Origin of the sequence: Tsuneonella litorea (assembly GCF_025154015.1) — a bacterium.
GTDB classification, from domain to species: domain Bacteria; phylum Pseudomonadota; class Alphaproteobacteria; order Sphingomonadales; family Sphingomonadaceae; genus Tsuneonella; species Tsuneonella litorea.
This window is the reverse complement of the sequence record NZ_JAOAMV010000004.1, coordinates 160,983-178,052: the sequence shown is the minus strand read 5'-3', so window position 1 is coordinate 178,052 and position 17,070 is coordinate 160,983. Positions and strand designations below refer to the sequence as shown.

14 protein-coding genes are annotated in these 17,070 nt (G+C 65.8%); 9 read left to right on the top strand and 5 right to left on the bottom strand.

All coding sequences use genetic code 11. The annotated features are described in order from the left end of the window. Positions 1-225 precede the first annotated feature (225 nt). The 4 genes from N0B51_RS09215 to apaG all read left to right on the top strand — a co-directional run bounded on the left by N0B51_RS09215 (position 226) and on the right by apaG (position 6,627). Complete coding sequence (locus N0B51_RS09215) at positions 226-3,282, top strand: TonB-dependent receptor domain-containing protein (RefSeq protein WP_259962032.1); 3,057 nt, start codon at positions 226-228, stop codon at positions 3,280-3,282. A 147-nt stretch (positions 3,283-3,429) separates the two neighbouring features. Continuing rightward, on the top strand, positions 3,430-4,653 hold the full coding sequence (locus N0B51_RS09210) for a trans-sulfuration enzyme family protein (RefSeq protein ID WP_259962031.1): 1,224 nt from the start codon (positions 3,430-3,432) through the stop codon (positions 4,651-4,653). Positions 4,654-4,830: 177 nt separating this feature from the next. Then, positions 4,831-6,174 (top strand): sensor histidine kinase, encoded by a 1,344-nt coding sequence (locus N0B51_RS09205; protein WP_259962030.1) that lies wholly within the window; start codon positions 4,831-4,833, stop codon positions 6,172-6,174. 39 nt (positions 6,175-6,213) lie between these two features. After that, on the top strand, positions 6,214-6,627 hold the full coding sequence (gene apaG, locus N0B51_RS09200; RefSeq protein ID WP_259962028.1) for a Co2+/Mg2+ efflux facilitator ApaG/CorD: 414 nt from the start codon (positions 6,214-6,216) through the stop codon (positions 6,625-6,627). A 60-nt stretch (positions 6,628-6,687) separates the two neighbouring features. On the opposite strand, the gene N0B51_RS09195 is transcribed toward apaG, so the two are convergent. Beyond that, positions 6,688-7,491, bottom strand: coding sequence for a lipid II flippase Amj family protein (locus N0B51_RS09195; protein ID WP_259962027.1), 804 nt, complete (start codon positions 7,489-7,491; stop codon positions 6,688-6,690). Positions 7,492-7,740: 249 nt separating this feature from the next. On the opposite strand from N0B51_RS09195, the gene N0B51_RS09190 reads away from it, so the two are divergent. Next, positions 7,741-8,532 carry a LysR family transcriptional regulator gene (locus N0B51_RS09190; RefSeq protein WP_259962026.1) on the top strand — a complete coding sequence of 264 codons (792 nt, stop codon included), beginning with the start codon at positions 7,741-7,743 and terminating at the stop codon, positions 8,530-8,532. On the opposite strand, the gene N0B51_RS09185 is transcribed toward N0B51_RS09190, so the two are convergent. From N0B51_RS09185 to N0B51_RS09170, 4 genes are all read right to left on the bottom strand, one after another. Beyond that, positions 8,519-9,139 carry a GNAT family N-acetyltransferase gene (locus tag N0B51_RS09185; protein WP_259962025.1) on the bottom strand — a complete coding sequence of 207 codons (621 nt, stop codon included), beginning with the start codon at positions 9,137-9,139 and terminating at the stop codon, positions 8,519-8,521. The genes N0B51_RS09190 and N0B51_RS09185 overlap by 14 nt on opposite strands. Before the next feature lie 75 nt (positions 9,140-9,214). Beyond that, positions 9,215-9,439 carry a hypothetical protein gene (locus N0B51_RS09180; protein WP_259962024.1) on the bottom strand — a complete coding sequence of 75 codons (225 nt, stop codon included), beginning with the start codon at positions 9,437-9,439 and terminating at the stop codon, positions 9,215-9,217. A 104-nt stretch (positions 9,440-9,543) separates the two neighbouring features. After that, positions 9,544-9,756, bottom strand: a complete 213-nt coding sequence (locus N0B51_RS09175) for a cold-shock protein (protein WP_259962023.1) — start codon at positions 9,754-9,756, stop codon at positions 9,544-9,546. Between the two features lie 234 nt (positions 9,757-9,990). Continuing rightward, the gene (locus N0B51_RS09170; protein WP_259962022.1) at positions 9,991-10,650 is read right to left on the bottom strand and encodes a hypothetical protein; all 660 of its coding nucleotides are present in this window, start codon (positions 10,648-10,650) and stop codon (positions 9,991-9,993) included. Between the two features lie 705 nt (positions 10,651-11,355). On the opposite strand from N0B51_RS09170, the gene N0B51_RS09165 reads away from it, so the two are divergent. From N0B51_RS09165 to fusA, 4 genes are all read left to right on the top strand, one after another. Then, complete coding sequence (locus N0B51_RS09165) at positions 11,356-13,368, top strand: N-6 DNA methylase (protein ID WP_259962021.1); 2,013 nt, start codon at positions 11,356-11,358, stop codon at positions 13,366-13,368. A 533-nt stretch (positions 13,369-13,901) separates the two neighbouring features. Further along, on the top strand, positions 13,902-14,273 hold the full coding sequence (gene rpsL / locus N0B51_RS09160) for a 30S ribosomal protein S12 (protein WP_259962020.1): 372 nt from the start codon (positions 13,902-13,904) through the stop codon (positions 14,271-14,273). A gap of 155 nt (positions 14,274-14,428) precedes the next feature. Further along, positions 14,429-14,899: a 30S ribosomal protein S7 gene (rpsG, locus tag N0B51_RS09155; protein WP_067677472.1), complete on the top strand. Its 471-nt coding sequence runs from the start codon at positions 14,429-14,431 to the stop codon at positions 14,897-14,899. Between the two features lie 62 nt (positions 14,900-14,961). Beyond that, complete coding sequence (gene fusA / locus N0B51_RS09150) at positions 14,962-17,055, top strand: elongation factor G (protein ID WP_259962019.1); 2,094 nt, start codon at positions 14,962-14,964, stop codon at positions 17,053-17,055. Positions 17,056-17,070: the final 15 nt, after the last annotated feature.

Genomic DNA, 17,070 nt, shown 5'->3' with positions numbered 1-17,070 from the left:
GTGCTTCGCCTGCAACCGCGATGCCACCGCGGACATGTGGCCTAACTGCCACAATTCTCGGCAAAAACGACTGCCCCCTAACCTTCGATAAATGCCCACGTCCCGGTGAATGCCTCATGTGGCGCGCCCTTGGGGGTATTCCTGTGACGGGTCGGAGCCCTCCGCCACGACAATGACCAGTCGCTTTGAAACCGCCACGCGGTTCTGGCTAAGGGGACTTTGACCTTGAACTATTTCGGTAAGGCCGCGCTTCGCGGCTCCACTTCGCTATGTGCCGCGGCGGTTCTCGCGGCGGGCGTCTATGCGGCTCCCGCATTTGCACAGGACGCGGTCGATGAACCGGCCTGCGTCGACGCAGACAACGACGGACAGTGCGACACGCTGTCGAACGCCGACGGTTCGAGCGCCACGTCGGGGGCGATCGTCGTCACCGGCTCGCGGCTTCGCAGCCGCGACGGGTTCAACACGCCGGATCCGATCCAGGTCATCACGCGTGAAGAGACCACGCAGGCCGGCTTCAACTCGCCGGCGGAAGTCCTGCAGAGCGCGGCGTTCACCAACGGCCAGGCGCAGATCAACAACTCGTACGGCGGTTTCGTCGTCAACGGCGGGCCGGGCGTCAACACGCTGTCGCTGCGCGGCCTTGGCCCGACCCGCACCCTCATCCTGCTCAACGGACGCCGCGTGGCGCCGGCCGGATCGCGCGGCTCGGTCGGCTCGGCCGACCTCAACGTGCTCCCGAGCGCGATGATCGAGCGCATCGAAGTGCTCAATGGCGGCGCCTCGTCGATCTACGGCTCCGACGCGATCGCGGGCGTGGTGAACATCATCACCCGCAACCAGTTCTCGGGACTTTACCTCGAGGCGCAGCAGAACGTGCCGCAGGCCGGCGCGGGCATCTCGGGCCGCTATTCGACGGTCCTCGGCTACAACGGCGATCGCTTCAACGTCGCCGCATCGCTCGAGTACTACAACCGCACCGCGTTCAAGTTCCGCGACGCCGACTTCACCCAGTGCCAGACGCAGAACCGTCCGACGGGGGCCGGCGCAGACATCAACAGCGGCAGCTACATCGACCCGCGGACCGGTCAGCCCAAGTGCTACACGACTGGCACGACCGGCGAATCGGGCACCTCGATCAACCTGATCGGCACGCCCAACCTGTCCGCCTCGACCGTCGCGCTCGGCGCGGGCGTTCCCGCCGGCTACAACAGCACCTGCAACCGTTTCCGTCCGAACCCGGCTGCCGGCGGCGCGCTGCCGGGCTACGAATGCGTCGGCGGCGGCTCGGGCGCGACCGCGCTTTCGGTCAACATCCGCGACACGTTCCCGCAGTCGCTCCTGAACAACGACCTGGTCTCGCCCGCCCGCATCTACACCGGTTTCTTCCAGGCCGGGTATGAGCTGCAGGCGCTGGGCGATGCCGAGCTCTACACCGAGGTGCTGGTCAACCGGCGCAAGTCGAGCCAGCTGCAGAGCCGCCAGTTCACGATCGACTATCCGTTCGGCAGCCCGCTCATCCCGACGGGTCTGCGGTTCCCCACCGCGTTCCTCGGCCCGCAGGCGACGAACCCGGGCGTGTCGGTCGGCGTTCGCGTGTTCGCGGACTACGGCAACTACGAGAACCGCCAGACGGTCGACTACGTGAAGGGCCTCGCCGGCCTGCGCGGCAACCTGCCGATGGACTGGGAGTATGACCTCTACGTCGCCAAGGCCTGGTCGGATTCGGACTACACCACCGACCTCATCCTCACCGATCGCCTCAACCAGAGCCTCGACGTCGTGGCGTCGGGTTCGGGTTTCGCCTGCCGCAACACGGGCCGCGGCTGCGTCGCGGCGCCTGCCCTGACCCCGGCGGTCGTCGGCGGCCAGTATCCGTCCGACTGGTTCAACTTCGTGGTGCAGCCCGTCACCGGACACACCGCGTTCCGCGAAGAAACCGCGGCGATGTTCCTCAACGGCCCGCTGTTCGCGCTGCCGGGCGGCGACATCCAGCTCGGCGTCGGTGCGGAATACCGCAAGTCGTCGATCGACGACACGCCTTCGATCGAAAGCCAGACCGGCAATCTCTACAACTTCACCGGCTCGGGCCTGACGCGCGGTTCGGACTCGGTGTGGGAAATCTTCGGCGAGGCCGAACTGCCGATCCTGCGTGACCTGCCGTTCGCCTACAACCTGTCGATCACCGGATCTGCCCGCTACACGAACTACAAGTCGTACGGCGGCCAGACTACCTACAAGGTGGGCGGCATCTTCCAGCCGATCCGGGAGATCTCGCTGCGTGGCAGCTATGGCACCTCCTACCGCGCCCCGGCGCTGTTTGAGCAGTTCCTTGGTGCGACGAGCGGGTTCCAGTCGAGCGCGAGCGACCCCTGCAACAACCTGACCACCGCTGCTTCGAACCCGATCCGGATCGCGAACTGCGCGGCCGACGGTATCCCGAACGGCGGTCTCGGCTTCAGCGCGACCTCGTCGATCCGCGTGCTCCAGCGCGGCGGTGCGGAGTCGGGCCTCGGCGCCGAAACCTCGCGCAACTGGACCGCTGGCCTCGTGGTACAGCCGAACCTGGGCAGCTTCGGTCGCCTGTCGCTTTCGGCCGACTACTGGAACATCCTCGTCGAGAACGGCGTGTCCCAGCTTGGCTTCGGCACGATCCTGCAGCAGTGCTATGACGATCCGGACTTCCGGGCGGAGAGCATCTGCGGTCTTGTCGTCCGCGAAAAGACGGCGCCGTACCAGCTGACCGTCACCACCGGCTACGTGAACATCTCCACCGCCCGTGCTTCGGGCTGGGATTTCAACGCCCGGTGGGAGCTGCCCGTCGGTCCCGGCAAGTTCCGTCTGAACGCGGACGTGACCAAGTTCGACGACCGGTTCACGCAGACTCTCCCGACCGACGCCGTGCGTGACAACATCGGCACGCTGAACAACCCCGAGTGGAGCGGCACCTTCGCCGCGAACTACTCGATCGGCCGGGTCGACCTGCGGTACGGCGTGGACTGGCTGAGCTCGACCTACAGCGATGCCGACTATCTCGGCGTCACCCAGGCCGTGCGCGACACCTACATCCTGGAGGCACCGGATTACTTCCTCCACCAGGCTTCGGTGCGGTGGAAGGGTGACAATTTCAGCTTCACCGTCGGCGTCCGCAACCTGTTCGACACCACGCCGCCCTACATCTCGTCCGGGTTCTACAACCGGGTGGGCAACGCGCCGCTGTACAACGGCTTCGACTATCTCGGCCGCACCTACTTCGCGAACATCTCGACGAAGATCAAATAGGACCGGCGATCCGAAAGCGGGGGGCGGCAACTTCGGTTGCCGCCCCCTTTTTCGTTTGGCCCCGACCGCGCGTGTCCCGCACCGGCTTTCGCGGCCCGCAGACCTTTTTGTTTGCAACCGCGCGCGCCGACCCTAGACGCGCGAGGGATGAAGAAGACGACCGGCATGGATCGCGCCGCCACGGCGAACTGGCGCCCCGCCACCCGCGCGGTGCGCGGCGGCACCTGGCGCAGCGAGCACGGCGAGACGAGCGAGGCGCTGTTCCTCACCTCGGGCTATACCTACGACGACGCGCAGACGGTCGCCGACCGGTTCGCCGGCGAGGCCGAGGGGATGACCTATTCGCGCCTGCAGAACCCCACCGTCGCGATGCTGGAAGAACGCATCGCGCTGATGGAGGGGGCGGAAGCCTGCCGCGCGCAGGCGAGCGGGATGGCCGCGATGACCGCGGCGCTGCTGTGCCAGCTGTCGGCCGGCGACCATGTCGTCGCCGCGCGCGCCGCGTTCGGTTCGTGCCGCTGGCTGGTCGATCACCTGCTGCCGCGCTTCGGCATCGAGACGACCGTGATCGACAGCGCGGTCGACGGCGAGTGGGACGCCGCGATCCGCCCGAACACGAAGGTGTTCTTCTTCGAGACCCCGGCCAATCCCACGCTCGACGTCGTCGACCTCACGTACGTCTGCGACCTCGCAAAAGCGCACGGCATCGTCACCGTCGTCGACAACGCCTTCGCCACCAGCGCGCTCCAGCGCCCGCTCGAGTTCGGCGCCGACGTGATCGCCTACAGCGCGACCAAGCTGATGGACGGGCAGGGCCGGGTGCTGGCGGGCGCGGTCTGCGGATCGCGGGCGTTCATCGACGAGGTGCTGCTGCCGTTCCAGCGCAACACCGGGCCGAACCTGTCGCCGTTCAACGCCTGGGTCGTGCTCAAGGGCCTCGAGACGCTCGACTTGAGGGCGCAGGCGCAGAGCCGCGCGGCGCTCGAGCTCGGGCGGTTCATCGAGCCCCGCCTCGCGGGCGCCGGCGGGCGAATGCTCCACCCCGGCTTGCCGAGCCACCCGCGCCACGATCTCGCGACGCGCCAGATGCCCCGCGGCACCGGCCCGATCTTCGCGTTCGAGCTGCCCGGCGGCCGCGCCCAGGCCTTCGCCCTGCTCGACGCGCTCGAGCTGGTCGACATCTCGAACAACATCGGCGACGCGCGCACGCTGATGTGCCACCCGGCCAGCACCACCCACGCCAACATGGGGGCCGAGGCGCGAGGCGAGATGGGGGTCACAGAGGGCCTGGTGCGGATCAACGTCGGGCTCGAGGACCTCGACGACCTCAAGGAGGATCTCGACCGCGCGCTGTCGGCGGCCGGCCTCTAATCGCACCCCGCGCAGTTTTTGCGCGGAACTTCCGGGGCCATGGCGGATTCTACCCTCGATCGGGGGTTAGCGCGTGGCCAGTTGCGTCTTTTCGGATTTCGTCTGCGTTTCGCCCGGCAGCCGCGCCCTGACGTCCGCCGCGCGCGCGTTGTTCGCCCCCGCGCCGGAACGGCACGGATGAACCCGCAGGACCACTACGCGGCGCTGATCCAGTCATCGCACGATGCGATCGTCGCCAAGGACCTGGAGGGCAACGTCCTTAGCTGGAACCCCGCCGCCGAAAAACTGTTCGGCTGGTCGAGCGACGAGATGGTCGGCCATTCGATCCGCCGCCTCCTTCCGGGCGACCTGCAGGACGAGGAAGACCTCATCCTCGCCCGCATCCGCGCGGGCGAGGGAGTCGGGCTGTTCATCACCCGCCGGATCCACAAGGACGGCCACGAGATTCCCGTCGCGGTCACGATCTCGCCGGTGCGCGACGCCGCCGGGCGGGTCATCGGCGGCAGCAAGATCGCGCGCGACGCGACGCTGCACGTGGCGATCGAGGCCAGGCTGCGCGAAAGCGAGGAGCGCTTCCGGATGCTGGCGGAAAACATCGCCCAGCTCGCCTGGATCGCCAAGCCCAGCGGCGACATCTTCTGGTACAACCAGCGGTGGTACGACTACACCGGCAGCGACCTTGCATCGATGGAAGGGTGGGGCTGGAAGGCCGTCCACCACCCCGACCACATCGTCCGCGTCGAGCAGAAGTTCCGCGCCGCGCTGGCCGAGGGCGAGGAGTGGGAGGACCTGTTCCCCTTGCGCAGCGCCAGCGGGGAATGGCGCTGGTTCCTCAGCCGCGCGAAGCCGATCCGCGACGATGACGGCGCCATCGTCTACTGGTTCGGCACCAATACCGACATCACCGAACAGCGCGAGCAATCGGAACAGATCGCGTTGCTGCTGCGCGAGGTGAACCACCGGTCGAAGAACATGCTGGCCAAGGTCCAGGCGCTCGCGCGCAGCAGCATCGAGGGCGACGAGGCGCTGATCAAGCGGTTCGAGGAACGCGTGGGCAGCCTGGCGGTGAACCAGGACATCCTCGTCCGCCGCGACTGGCGCGAAGTGCCGGTCGAGGAGCTCGTCCGGCTCCAGCTCAAGTTCATGAGCGGTGCGATCCGGCAGATCGCGACGTCGGGGCCGGATTGCGCGCTGATTCCGCGGGCGGCGGAAATCATCGGCATGGCGCTGCACGAACTGGCGACCAACTCGCTCAAGTACGGCGCGCTGTCGGGACCCGAAGGCCGGGTGACGATCGAATGGCAGTGCGACGGCGACCGCTTCATCATCGCCTGGCGCGAACGCGGCGGCCCCCCGGTGAAGACACCCGCGCGCCGCGGCTTCGGCAGCCAGTTGATCGAGGACATTCCGCGTCGTTCGCTCGACGGAGAGGTGGATTACACGTTCGCGCCGAACGGCGTCGAATGGACGCTTTCGGTGCCGGCGGATCTGCTCGCGGACGGTGTACGAACCATCGCCTGACCCTTGCGCCGCCCCGCGCACTTGCTACCTTTGCAGATGATGAAGCAGCTTTTCCAGCACGCCGCGATTACCGAGGGCATCACCGTGCGGGTGGCGGTCAATTTCCTGCCCGAACAGTCGCGCCCGCAGGACGGCAAGTGGTTCTGGGTCTATCACATCCGCATCGAGAACGGATCGCACGAGCGGGTGCAGCTTGTCAGCCGCCACTGGCGGATCACCGACGGGCGCGGGATGGTCAGCGTGGTCGACGGCGAGGGCGTGGTGGGCGAACAGCCGGTGCTCGAACCGGGGCAGAGCCACGATTACGTTTCCGGCTGCCCGCTGGCGACCCCGCACGGGACGATGGAGGGGTTCTACACCTTCCACCGGCTGTCGGGCTTAAAGTCCCGCGGCGGCGAACCGCTCGAGGTCCGCATCCCCTTCTTCCCGCTCGCCGCGCCGGCAGAGGCATAATCGTCTCGCATGACCCCGCGCTGCCGCTTGATGCGTCAGCTTCCGTAATATCCGCAACGGCTAGATCAGGTCGGCCGCCCACGCGATCGCGATGGCCGCAGGAACGAACAGCGCCTGCGCCAGCAGCGTGCCGGCCAGCCGGCTGCCCGAGATCCACAGGATCGCGCGGCGGAACGCCGGTTCGCTGACCTGCCCGTCGACCACGTCGTCGGTCAGCACCGAGAGCTGGGGGTCGATCACCAGGAACAGCAGGATCGTGGCGAACCCGTTGATCAACGCCGACAACTGCGAGGCGGTCACGCGGTATTCGGGCACGAGGTACCCGGCGTAGATCGAGGCCAGCACGCCCACGACGAGGATCGCCTGCGCGAGGCAGTTGGCGAAAAGGATGCCCCAGCTCACCTCGGCCGGCCGGGTGTACGAGCGCAGCGACGCGACAGAAGGAATCGTCACCGCCTCGCGCAGCGTCCTGAGGCCCGCCGGGGTCACGCTGCGCAGCGCCAGTTCGGCCAGCGACTTCTTTTTCTGCATCCCGCCGATCACCCGCGCGAACAGCCGCTGCGTGCTCGGCACCAGCGCGATGCCGACCACCACGCCGACGGTGGCGGCGAGCATGAACAGGCGGAAGTCGCCGAGCAGGCCCTCGCCCCCGCCGCCCGCGAGCGCCTGTTCGACGCGGTTGGCGATCAGCGGGCCGAGAAAGCCGTTCGACAGCCGGGAGACGAGCACGAGCGCGTTGAACAGAGCAAAGCTCATCGCGATCCGCCGGGTGCGCACGCCGGCGATCCGCGCCGCGTAGGCGAGCGTCCCGATGAGGTTGATGATCACGGTAAGGATCAGGATGGCGGCGAGCTGAGCGTCCATGAAGCGTGTCCCGGCTGCGGTCGGGGACGACCGCCTGTCCCTCGCGCGGTAATGCCGCCCCGGGGCCGCGCCAAGGCTCCTTGGCGGGATATTCCCGGACACGACCGCTTCGTTCTTTGAAAGCGGGGGACTGCCTGATGCGCTACCGCTTCGCCACTTGAGCGCGGGGGACTTCCTGATGCGCTACCGCTTCGCTACTTGAGCGCGGGGACTTCCTAATGCGCTACCGCTTCGCTACTTGAGCGCGCGATGAAGCGCACTCACCTGCCCCTGAACGCCCTGCGCGTGTTCGATGCCGCGGCGCGGCACCTCAGCTTCACCCGCGCGGCGGACGAGCTGGCGGTGACGCCCGCCGCGGTCGGCCAGCAGATCCGCGCGCTCGAAGATCACCTCGGCACCGTGCTGTTCCGCCGTACGAGCAAGGGGCTCGAGCTGACCGACGAGGCGCTCGCCGGGCTCGATGCGCTGCGCGAAGGCTTCCTCAAGTTCGAGGAATCGGTCCAGGCGATGCAGGCGGGCCAGGCGAGCGACCGCTACACCATCGCCGCCCCGCGCGAGTTCTACGCCCAGTGGCTCAGCCACCGGCTGGCGAAGTTCGTCGAGGGGCACCCCGGCGTGCGGTTCAACCTCATCGCCGACGAGAACGCCGACTTCACCGAGACCAACCTCGACGTGGCGATCCGGCTGGTCGACGGCCCGGGCGACCTCGAAGGGGTCGAGCTGGCGCCCGCGCGCCGCGTCGTGGTCGCCGCGCCCGGCGCTGCCGACCAGTGGATCCAGTGGCCCGGTGCCCCGCTGCCCGACGGGGCCGAGGCGATGGTCCAGGTCGCCAATCCCGGCCAGGCGCTGTCGAGCGCGGTCGCCGGGCTCGGCAAGGCGGTGATGCCCTACCTGCTGGTGGAAGAGGCGATCGAGGCCGGCCGGCTCGAGGTGCTCGAGGGGCCGGACGAGGGGCGCCGCGCCTACTGGTTGGTCGCCCCGCTGCCGCAGTGGCGGCAGAAGAAGGTGAAGGCGCTGGTCGCCTTCCTCACGGCGCCCTGAAGGCGCGGAATACGTCGGCAAGGCCCGGCGGGTCGCATTCGGCGCGCAGCGCCTCGATCGCGCCGGGAACCGGCAAGTGGTATTCGAGGGCGTTGTCCTCGCGCCCGACCAGTTCGGCGCCCAGCGCCTTGACGAAGCCGATCGCGCGGGTGTTTTCCGCCAGCGTCCACGCCTGGAACGCCGCGTAGCCCGCCTCCGCCGCGTCGAGCAGGATCGTCGCGGTGAGCAGCCGGCCGAGGCCGCGGTCGTGAAAGTCGTCGATCACCGCGACCGAGAACTCGGCCCGGTCCGGTTCGCCGTCCTCCGCGATCGCGTGGACCGCGCCGATCGCGGGTTCGCCCGGCAGGTCGCTGGCGATGGCGCCCCAGGCGATGTGCTGGTCGCCATCGGCCCCCAGCAGCTTGTCGATCACGTGCGGCGGGGGCACGCGCACCCCGGTGAAGAAGCGCATATAGCGCGAGCGGTCGCTCATCCGCGCGATGCCTTCGCGCATCCGCGCCTCGTCGTCGGGCCGGATGGTGCGGATGCACACGCGGGTGCCGTCCTCGAGCCGGGTGTGGATCTGCCGCTCGTCGGGGCGTGCCGAGGCAGCGGCGCGCTCGCTCATCAAAGTGTCTCCGGCCGCGACCCGGGGGCGAGCGGCCGGACTAGCACGGCGGTGCGCGCCGGGAAATGCGCCGCGTCAGTCGGCGGCCGCGGCGGCCTCGGCCTCTTCGGCGCGGCGGGCGGCCTTCTCGGCCTCGGTCTTCTGCCGGTCGACCATGACCTTGCGCGCCTGGTTGGCGAGCGCGCGCCAGGTCTTTTCCGCGCGCAGGTTGCGCTCCCGCACGTTGTCGAGCGTCGCCGCTTCGGCGTCGGCCGCGGCCTCGTTGGCGCGGGCATCGTAGAATTCGAAGGTCTGGCTCATCGGCGGGTCTCTCTCGGCGCGGGGGGCGGGGGCAGGGGCGGGAAGTGCCGCTCCCGCGCGCGGCAAGGATGCTGCGCGCGGGAGAGACGGTTGCGGGCGTCCGCTCAGTCGGCGGCCGACAGGTTGACCGCGCTGGCCTTCCCGTTGCGGCCGGTCTCGACCTCGTAGTTGAGGCGCTGTTCCTTGTTCAGCGTGTTCATCCCCGCGGCCTGGACGGCGGTGATGTGGACGAAGCTGTCGGGGGTGCCGTCGTCGGGCTGGATGAAGCCATAGCCCTTGTCGAGGTTGAAGAACTTCACGGTTCCGGTCTTGCTCATGATGTTTCCTTTCGAGAAACGCTTGGGTGTGCCCCGGGGCGGAAATGCCCGCGAAGCCGTGCGTCGGGTCGTCTCGTGAAAGGAAGTCGTCGTCTGGGTAGCGCCGGGAACCCTGCCCGCAAGGGCGGAAGGGACGGTAAGCACATCGTCAAAAGCCGAAGTCCGTCGCAAAATTCGACGTCAGCGAGCGCGCCACTACCACGACTTGTGGAAAACGCCTAATCGCGCGCCTCCTCAGTAGTCCGCGCCCGGCGATCCGTCGTCGCCCAGCCAGCCTTCCGCCTTCGCGATGCGCTGGCGCTCGGCCATCAGTTCGAGCTTGGCGCAGAGCGAATCGATCACCGCGTCCTCGTCATAGGCGCGCGCCGCGGCGTCCTCGGCCAGGACCTCGGCCTTGATGCCTTCGTAGACCGGGTGGCCGGGCCGGATCTGCTGCACGCCGTAGCGCGCCGGCATCCGGTATTGCATGAGAAAGCGCAGCAGCGCGTTGTCGGGCTTGTCCCACCAGCCGAGGATTTCCCCGCCCGAGACGATGGGGGTGGAGGTGCCCTTCAATGCGCGTTCGAGCGCGCAGTCCTCCAGCCGCTGCACCCCGCGTTCCAGCGCCGCGTCCCACGCGGCCGCGAACCCTTCCGCGCCGGGCCGGTGCCGCAGCTTGTAGAGCGCCTCCATCGACTTGCCGATCGACCGCGCGGCCTGGGAGACGATCCCCGTCGCCGCGAGCGTGGCGACGAACCGCCGCTGCAGCGCGGGCGTGATCGAGTTGCGGCGCGGGGCGGGGTGGAGAAACGGCGCAAAGCCGAGCAGCGGATCGTCCTCGTCCGGCTCGGGCGCGGGGGCATAGGCGACGGCGGAAGTCGCTTGGCGCGGCGTGGCGCGGGTGGGTTGGGTCATAGAGCGACATCGCTGGCGGACGGTGGATCGGGGTGCGACCAGCACCCCGCAAGCGCCAACGCGCGCCGGCCGGTTAGGCCGAAAGCCAAGCAGCGCGGAGGCGCTGCGCCCGGCGTTTGAGGGCGTAAACAAAGGACTCTCATGGCCCGCGGGTAGGTTGCAGATTTGAGGCGTGTAGGAAAATCATTTGGTTGCGAGCCGAATCCGGTTCGTTAGAACGGCGGCGAGGGGGACGCGATGACCAACGCGCTTTATTTCGGCGACAACCTGCACGTGTTGAGGGAGCACAGGGAATGTGGGGCAGCGCATATCGCCAGCTAGGCGGATTGAGGGCGCGTAGGACAGAGAAAGTTTTGAAGGGGGTTTTCATCGCCCCAAGATGCCTATAAATAGTCGCCCAAATCTAAAGGTTGGGCCATGGGCGATCTTACTACTCCGCTAGAATCCGCAACCCGCTAGCGCCTAGACGCGCTGCTGGAGAACCTCGGTTGGGACTTCGATGAGCAGTCGGCCGAATGCAACGTTTTCACGGAGCGGCCCAAAACCAAGGCGCAGAAAGCCGGTCTGAAGGGCGCACATCCCGACTACGTTCTTTATCAGAGCGGAACCGATGACCCCATTGCGATCATCGAAGCCAAGCGGCCCGGTCAAAGCCTCGTAGATGCTCTGAAGCAAGCGATTGATCTGTACGCCACGCCGCTCGGCGTGGACCTCGTGTTCGTCGCAGACGGGTCCTTCGTTGAGGCCCACGATTTGCGCGACGGGCGTAGACTCCAGATTGACGGCGAAGATATTACGACGCTGCTGTCTGAGCGCGACGTTCTACGCTTTTTAGACCAAGGCTCGACCATCAGAACACCTGAGGTCGTTCGCCACACGAAGCAGGAACTGATCAACGCCTTTGGCGCTGCGAATGATCTTCTGCGCAAAGAGGGCCTGCGAGAGGGGTTGGAGCGGTTCACTGAATTTTCCAACTTGCTCTTCCTCAAGCTAATCAGTGAAATTGAGGAAGACCGAGAAGCCAACGGTGAGGAGCGCATCCTCGAGAAGCGCTATTGCTGGGATGCGTTCAAGGACAAACCCGCTCAGGAGATGCTCGACTACATCAACGACACAGTACTTCCGCGCCTGGTCCGCAACTATAATCATACCAGCGACGTGTTCCAGACCAAGCTGGCCATCACAACGCCGAAGACGCTTAAGCAGATCGTTGATCGCCTATCGAAGCTTCACCTGCTGAACACCGAATCCGACATCAAGGGCGATGCCTTCGAGTATTTTCTGAAAAACTCCATTTCAGTCGGCAACGATCTTGGAGAGTATTTTACTCCGCGGCATATCGTAAAGCTAGCGGTGGATCTGGTGGACCCGCTCTTCGAGGAAACCATTTACGACCCGACCTGCGGGACGGGCGGCTTCCTTATTCAGGCTTTTCGGCATGTTAAGGGCAAGGTGAAGAACACGCCTGAAAACCTGCGCTTCCTCAAGGAAGACACGATCTTCGGGCGGGAGATCACAGCGACGGCCAAGGTAGCAAAGATGAATATGATCATCATCGGTGATGGTCATAACAACATCGTTCAGATGGACAGCCTGTCGAAGCCTCTGAAGGAGGAATACGACGTTGTCTTGGCTAACTTTCCATTCTCACAGAAAACTGATTACGCTGGTCTGTACGGGTACGAGACGGACAACGCCAACCCAGTCTTCCTGCAACTTATCATCGATGCGCTGAAGCCCGGCGGTCGCGCTGGTGTTGTTGTCCCGGAGGGCGTCCTTTTCGACGAGGCCGCGCCGAATGTGCGCGTGCGGAAGCGGCTGCTGGAAAGCTGCGAACTTGAGGCGGTGGTGAGCCTCCATGAGTATGTCTTCCGCCCGTACACCGGACAACCGACCAGCCTCCTGATCTTCAAAAAGGGCAAGCCCACTAAGTCGGTTTGGTTTTTCGATGTCATCAACGACGGTTTCGAGAAGAGTACGAGAAAGACTGGGCGCCGCGCCGCTAAGGAAAACGATCTCCCTCTGCTGAGGCAGCTTTGGTCCGAACGTGGCAACTCCGACCGCTCATTTTCGGTCGGGATCGACACGATCCGGGAGCATGGCTTCAAGCTGACGATCGACGAGTTTCGAGATCAGTTTAGCAACCCCGAATGGGTGCAACTCGGTGGCCAAGAGGGAGTGTGCGACATTGTTATCGGGGGAACGCCCGATACCTCGAGGCGGGACTATTACGGTGGTGAGCACCTCTTCGCGAAGATTGGGGACATGACGGCATGTGAAGGCGCCGTCCTTCATGAGACAGAAGAGCGCCTCACTAACGCCGGCGTCGAAAACTCAAGCGTGAAGTTGATTGGGGCCGGGACCGTCCTGCTCAGTTTCAAGCTTTCGCTTGGCAAGGTCGCGATCACCGGAGCGCCTATGTATACCAATGAAGCAATCGCGGCGATCATCCCTAAAGACGGACGGATATTGCCGAAATTCCTCTATTACGTCCTTCCTCGCATTCCGATGCCTGGGGCACGGAAGGCCGCTAAGGGGCAAACCTCAAGCAAGGGACGACTGGAAAAAGCGCGCATTCCCTTGCCGACGATAGCAGAGCAGGAAGCCTTCATCGCCAAGATGGAAGAGTACGACGAAACAGTGGATCGGCTTCGGCGCGAAATTGCTGAAACCAATCTCGAGGCCGACGAATGGTTCAGGGCCGAGGCGATGTCTTAGGAGGCTTTACCAGCCTCTGTTGCCGCTGGCATGGAAGGAGCCGGTCATCCAGCGACGCAAAAAGGCGCCTCCCAAAGGCACCTCGCGTAGGGACGGGCGAGGGCGATATTGACCGGGGAAGCGAATCCGCGTAGGGGCGCGCCCATCCAGGGACGGTTCCGACCATCCTCGGGCAGATAGAGCTGAACATTGCCGGTCATGTCCCGGGGGCCTGTCGCTGTTGCGATAAGGCTCTTTTCTATTGAGGCGATCCTTCGGGGATGCGCTTCGGGGCAGCCGTCAAAGTAACCCGGTGTCCTTGGGCATGGGTGGAGTGTTTCAGGCTCGTGCTGTGGTTGCGGCAACTCGCTTGCGAGTGGGCCCATCCTGCGCACGACCCCTTTTTCTCTCCCCTCGTGGCCGTGTGTCGCCAGCCCTCGCTGGGTAGAGCCGCGCCCCTTCAGGAAAAGTGGGCACCGGTTTTCCGCCCGGAAGGGGCGCCCCGGGCGCGCACCGCGCGCGCACGGTCAAACAGGTGAAGAGAGAAAGTCTTAATGCCGACGATCAACCAGCTGGTCCGCAAGGGCCGCGTTCCGCAGAAGGCCAAGTCCAAGGTCCCTGCGATGGAGCAGAACCCGCAGAAGCGCGGCGTCTGCACCCGCGTCTACACGACGACCCCGAAGAAGCCGAACTCGGCGCTGCGCAAGGTGGCCAAGGTCCGCCTGACCAACAGCCGCGAGGTCATCTCGTACATCCCGGGCGAAGGGCACAACCTGCAGGAGCACTCCGTGGTCCTCATCCGCGGCGGGCGCGTGCGCGACCTTCCCGGCGTGCGCTACCACGTGCTGCGCGGCGTGCTCGACACCCAGGGCGTCAAGGACCGCAAGCAGAGCCGCTCGAAGTACGGCGCCAAGCGCCCGAAGTAAGAAGCTTTTGTGGGGTGCGGTCAGGCCGTCCGGCCTGACCTCGGTACCAGCCCGTCTCCCCCGCCCAACCACCCGATACCGTATCGGGTGATCATCGGGTGGTTGGGCGGGGGAGATGGGCCGGAGCCGCCACAACTCCGAAGGAGTTCAAGAAAATGTCACGTCGTCGTCGTCCCGAGAAGCGGGAAATTCTGCCTGATCCGAAGTTCGGAGATCAGGTGCTGTCCAAGTTCATGAACAACCTGATGCTCGACGGTAAGAAGTCCGTCGCCGAGAGCATCGTCTACGGCGCGCTCGACACGGTCGAGAGCCGTGCGAAGGCCAACCCGATCGAGGTGTTCCACACCGCGCTCGAGAACATCAAGCCGCAGATCGAGGTGCGTTCGCGCCGCGTCGGCGGTGCGACCTACCAGGTCCCGGTCGAGGTCCGCCCCGAGCGCGCCCAGGCGCTCGCCATCCGCTGGCTCATCACCGCCGCCCGCGGCCGTGCGGAGACCACCATGGCCGCCCGCCTCTCCGGCGAGCTGATGGACGCCGCCAACAACCGCGGCAACGCGGTCAAGAAGCGCGAGGACACGCACCGCATGGCGGACGCGAACCGCGCCTTCTCGCACTACCGCTGGTAAGTACCTACATGGGGGGCGCGCTCCTTGGCGGAGCGGCCCCCTGACTACCCGAGGAATTTCAAATGGCCCGCGAATATCCGCTGGAGCGCTATCGCAACATCGGCATCATGGCGCACATCGATGCCGGCAAGACCACCACCACCGAACGCATCCTCTACTACACCGGCAAGTCCTACAAGATCGGCGAAGTCCATGACGGCGCCGCCACCATGGACTGGATGGAGCAGGAGCAGGAACGCGGCATCACCATCACCTCGGCGGCGACCACGACCTTCTGGTCGGCCGACGACGGCAAGGGTGAAAAGCACCGCATCAACATCATCGACACCCCCGGGCACGTCGACTTCACCATCGAGGTGGAACGCTCGCTGCGCGTCCTCGACGGCGCGGTCGCGGTGTTCGACGGCGTCGCGGGCGTGGAACCGCAGTCCGAAACCGTCTGGCGTCAGGCCGACAAGTACGGCGTCCCGCGGATGTGCTTCATCAACAAGCTCGATCGCACCGGCGCCGACTTCTACTACTGCGTCCAGTCGATCATCGACCGCCTCGGCGCGGTGCCGCTGGTGCTGTACCTGCCGATCGGCATGGAAAGCAGCCTCAAGGGCGTCGTCGACCTCGTCAACAACCGCGGCATCGTCTGGAAGGACGAGAGCCTCGGCGCCGAGTTCGAATACGTCGACATCCCCGAGGACATGGCCGACAAGGCCGCCGAGTACCGCGAGAAGCTGATCGAGACCGTCGTCGAGCAGGACGACGATGTCATGGAAGCCTATCTCGAAGGCGAAATGCCCGACGTGGCGACGATCAAGCGGCTCATCCGCAAGGGCACCATGGCGCGCGACTTCGTGCCGGTCACCTGCGGTTCGGCGTTCAAGAACAAGGGCGTCCAGCCCCTGCTCGACGCGGTCGTCGACTACATGCCGAGCCCGCTCGACGTGCCGGCGATCAAGGGCGTGCTGCCTGACACCGACACCGAGGAAACGCGCCCGTCGTCGGACGACGCGCCGTTCTCGGCGCTGGCGTTCAAGATCATGAACGACCCGTTCGTCGGCAGCCTCACCTTCACCCGCATCTATTCGGGCAAGCTCTCGAAGGGCCAGGTCCTGAACTCGGTGAAGGACAAGAAGGAAAAGATCGGCCGCATGCTGCTGATGCATTCGAATAACCGCGAGGACATCGAAGAGGCATTCGCCGGCGACATCGTTGCGCTGGCAGGCATGAAGGACACCACCACCGGTGATACCCTCTGCGATCCGGCCAAGCCGATCATCCTCGAGCGCATGGAATTCCCCGAGCCGGTCATCGAGCTGTCGGTGGAACCCAAGACCAAGGCCGACCAGGAAAAGATGGGCATCGCGCTCAATCGCCTTGCGCAGGAGGACCCGTCCTTCCGCGTGTCGACCGATCACGAGAGCGGCCAGACGATTATCAAGGGTATGGGCGAGCTTCACCTCGACATTCTCGTCGATCGCATGAAGCGCGAGTTCAAGGTCGAGGCCAACGTCGGCGCGCCGCAGGTGGCGTACCGCGAGTATCTCGCGAAGCCGGTGGACGTGGATTACACTCACAAGAAGCAGTCGGGTGGTTCGGGCCAGTTTGGCCGCGTGAAGATCAAGGTCACGCCGGGCGAGCGCGGCCAGGGCTTCGTCTTCGAGGACAACATCAAGGGCGGCAACATCCCGAAGGAGTACATCCCGGCGATCGAGAAGGGTCTGCGCGAGCAGGCCGAGAGCGGCTACCTGGTGGGCTTCCCGATCATCGACTTCACCGTCGAGCTCTATGACGGTGCGTATCACGACGTCGACTCGAGCGCGATCGCGTTCGAGATCGCCGGTCGCGGCGCGATGCGCGAAGTCGCGCAGAAGGCGGGGATCAAGCTGCTCGAGCCGATCATGAAGGTCGAGGTCGTGACCCCCGAGGATTACCTCGGCGACGTCATCGGCGACCTCAACAGCCGCCGCGGCCAGATCCAGGGCACCGACACCCGCGGCAACGCGCAGGCGGTCGAGGCTTTCGTGCCGCTCGCGAACATGTTCGGGTACGTCAACGAACTGCGCTCGTTCACCCAGGGCCGTGCCCAGTACACGATGCAGTTCAGCCACTACGACGAGGTCCCGGCGAACGTCGCGGCCGAGGTCAAGGAGAAGCTTGCCTAAGAAAGGGCGAGCGTC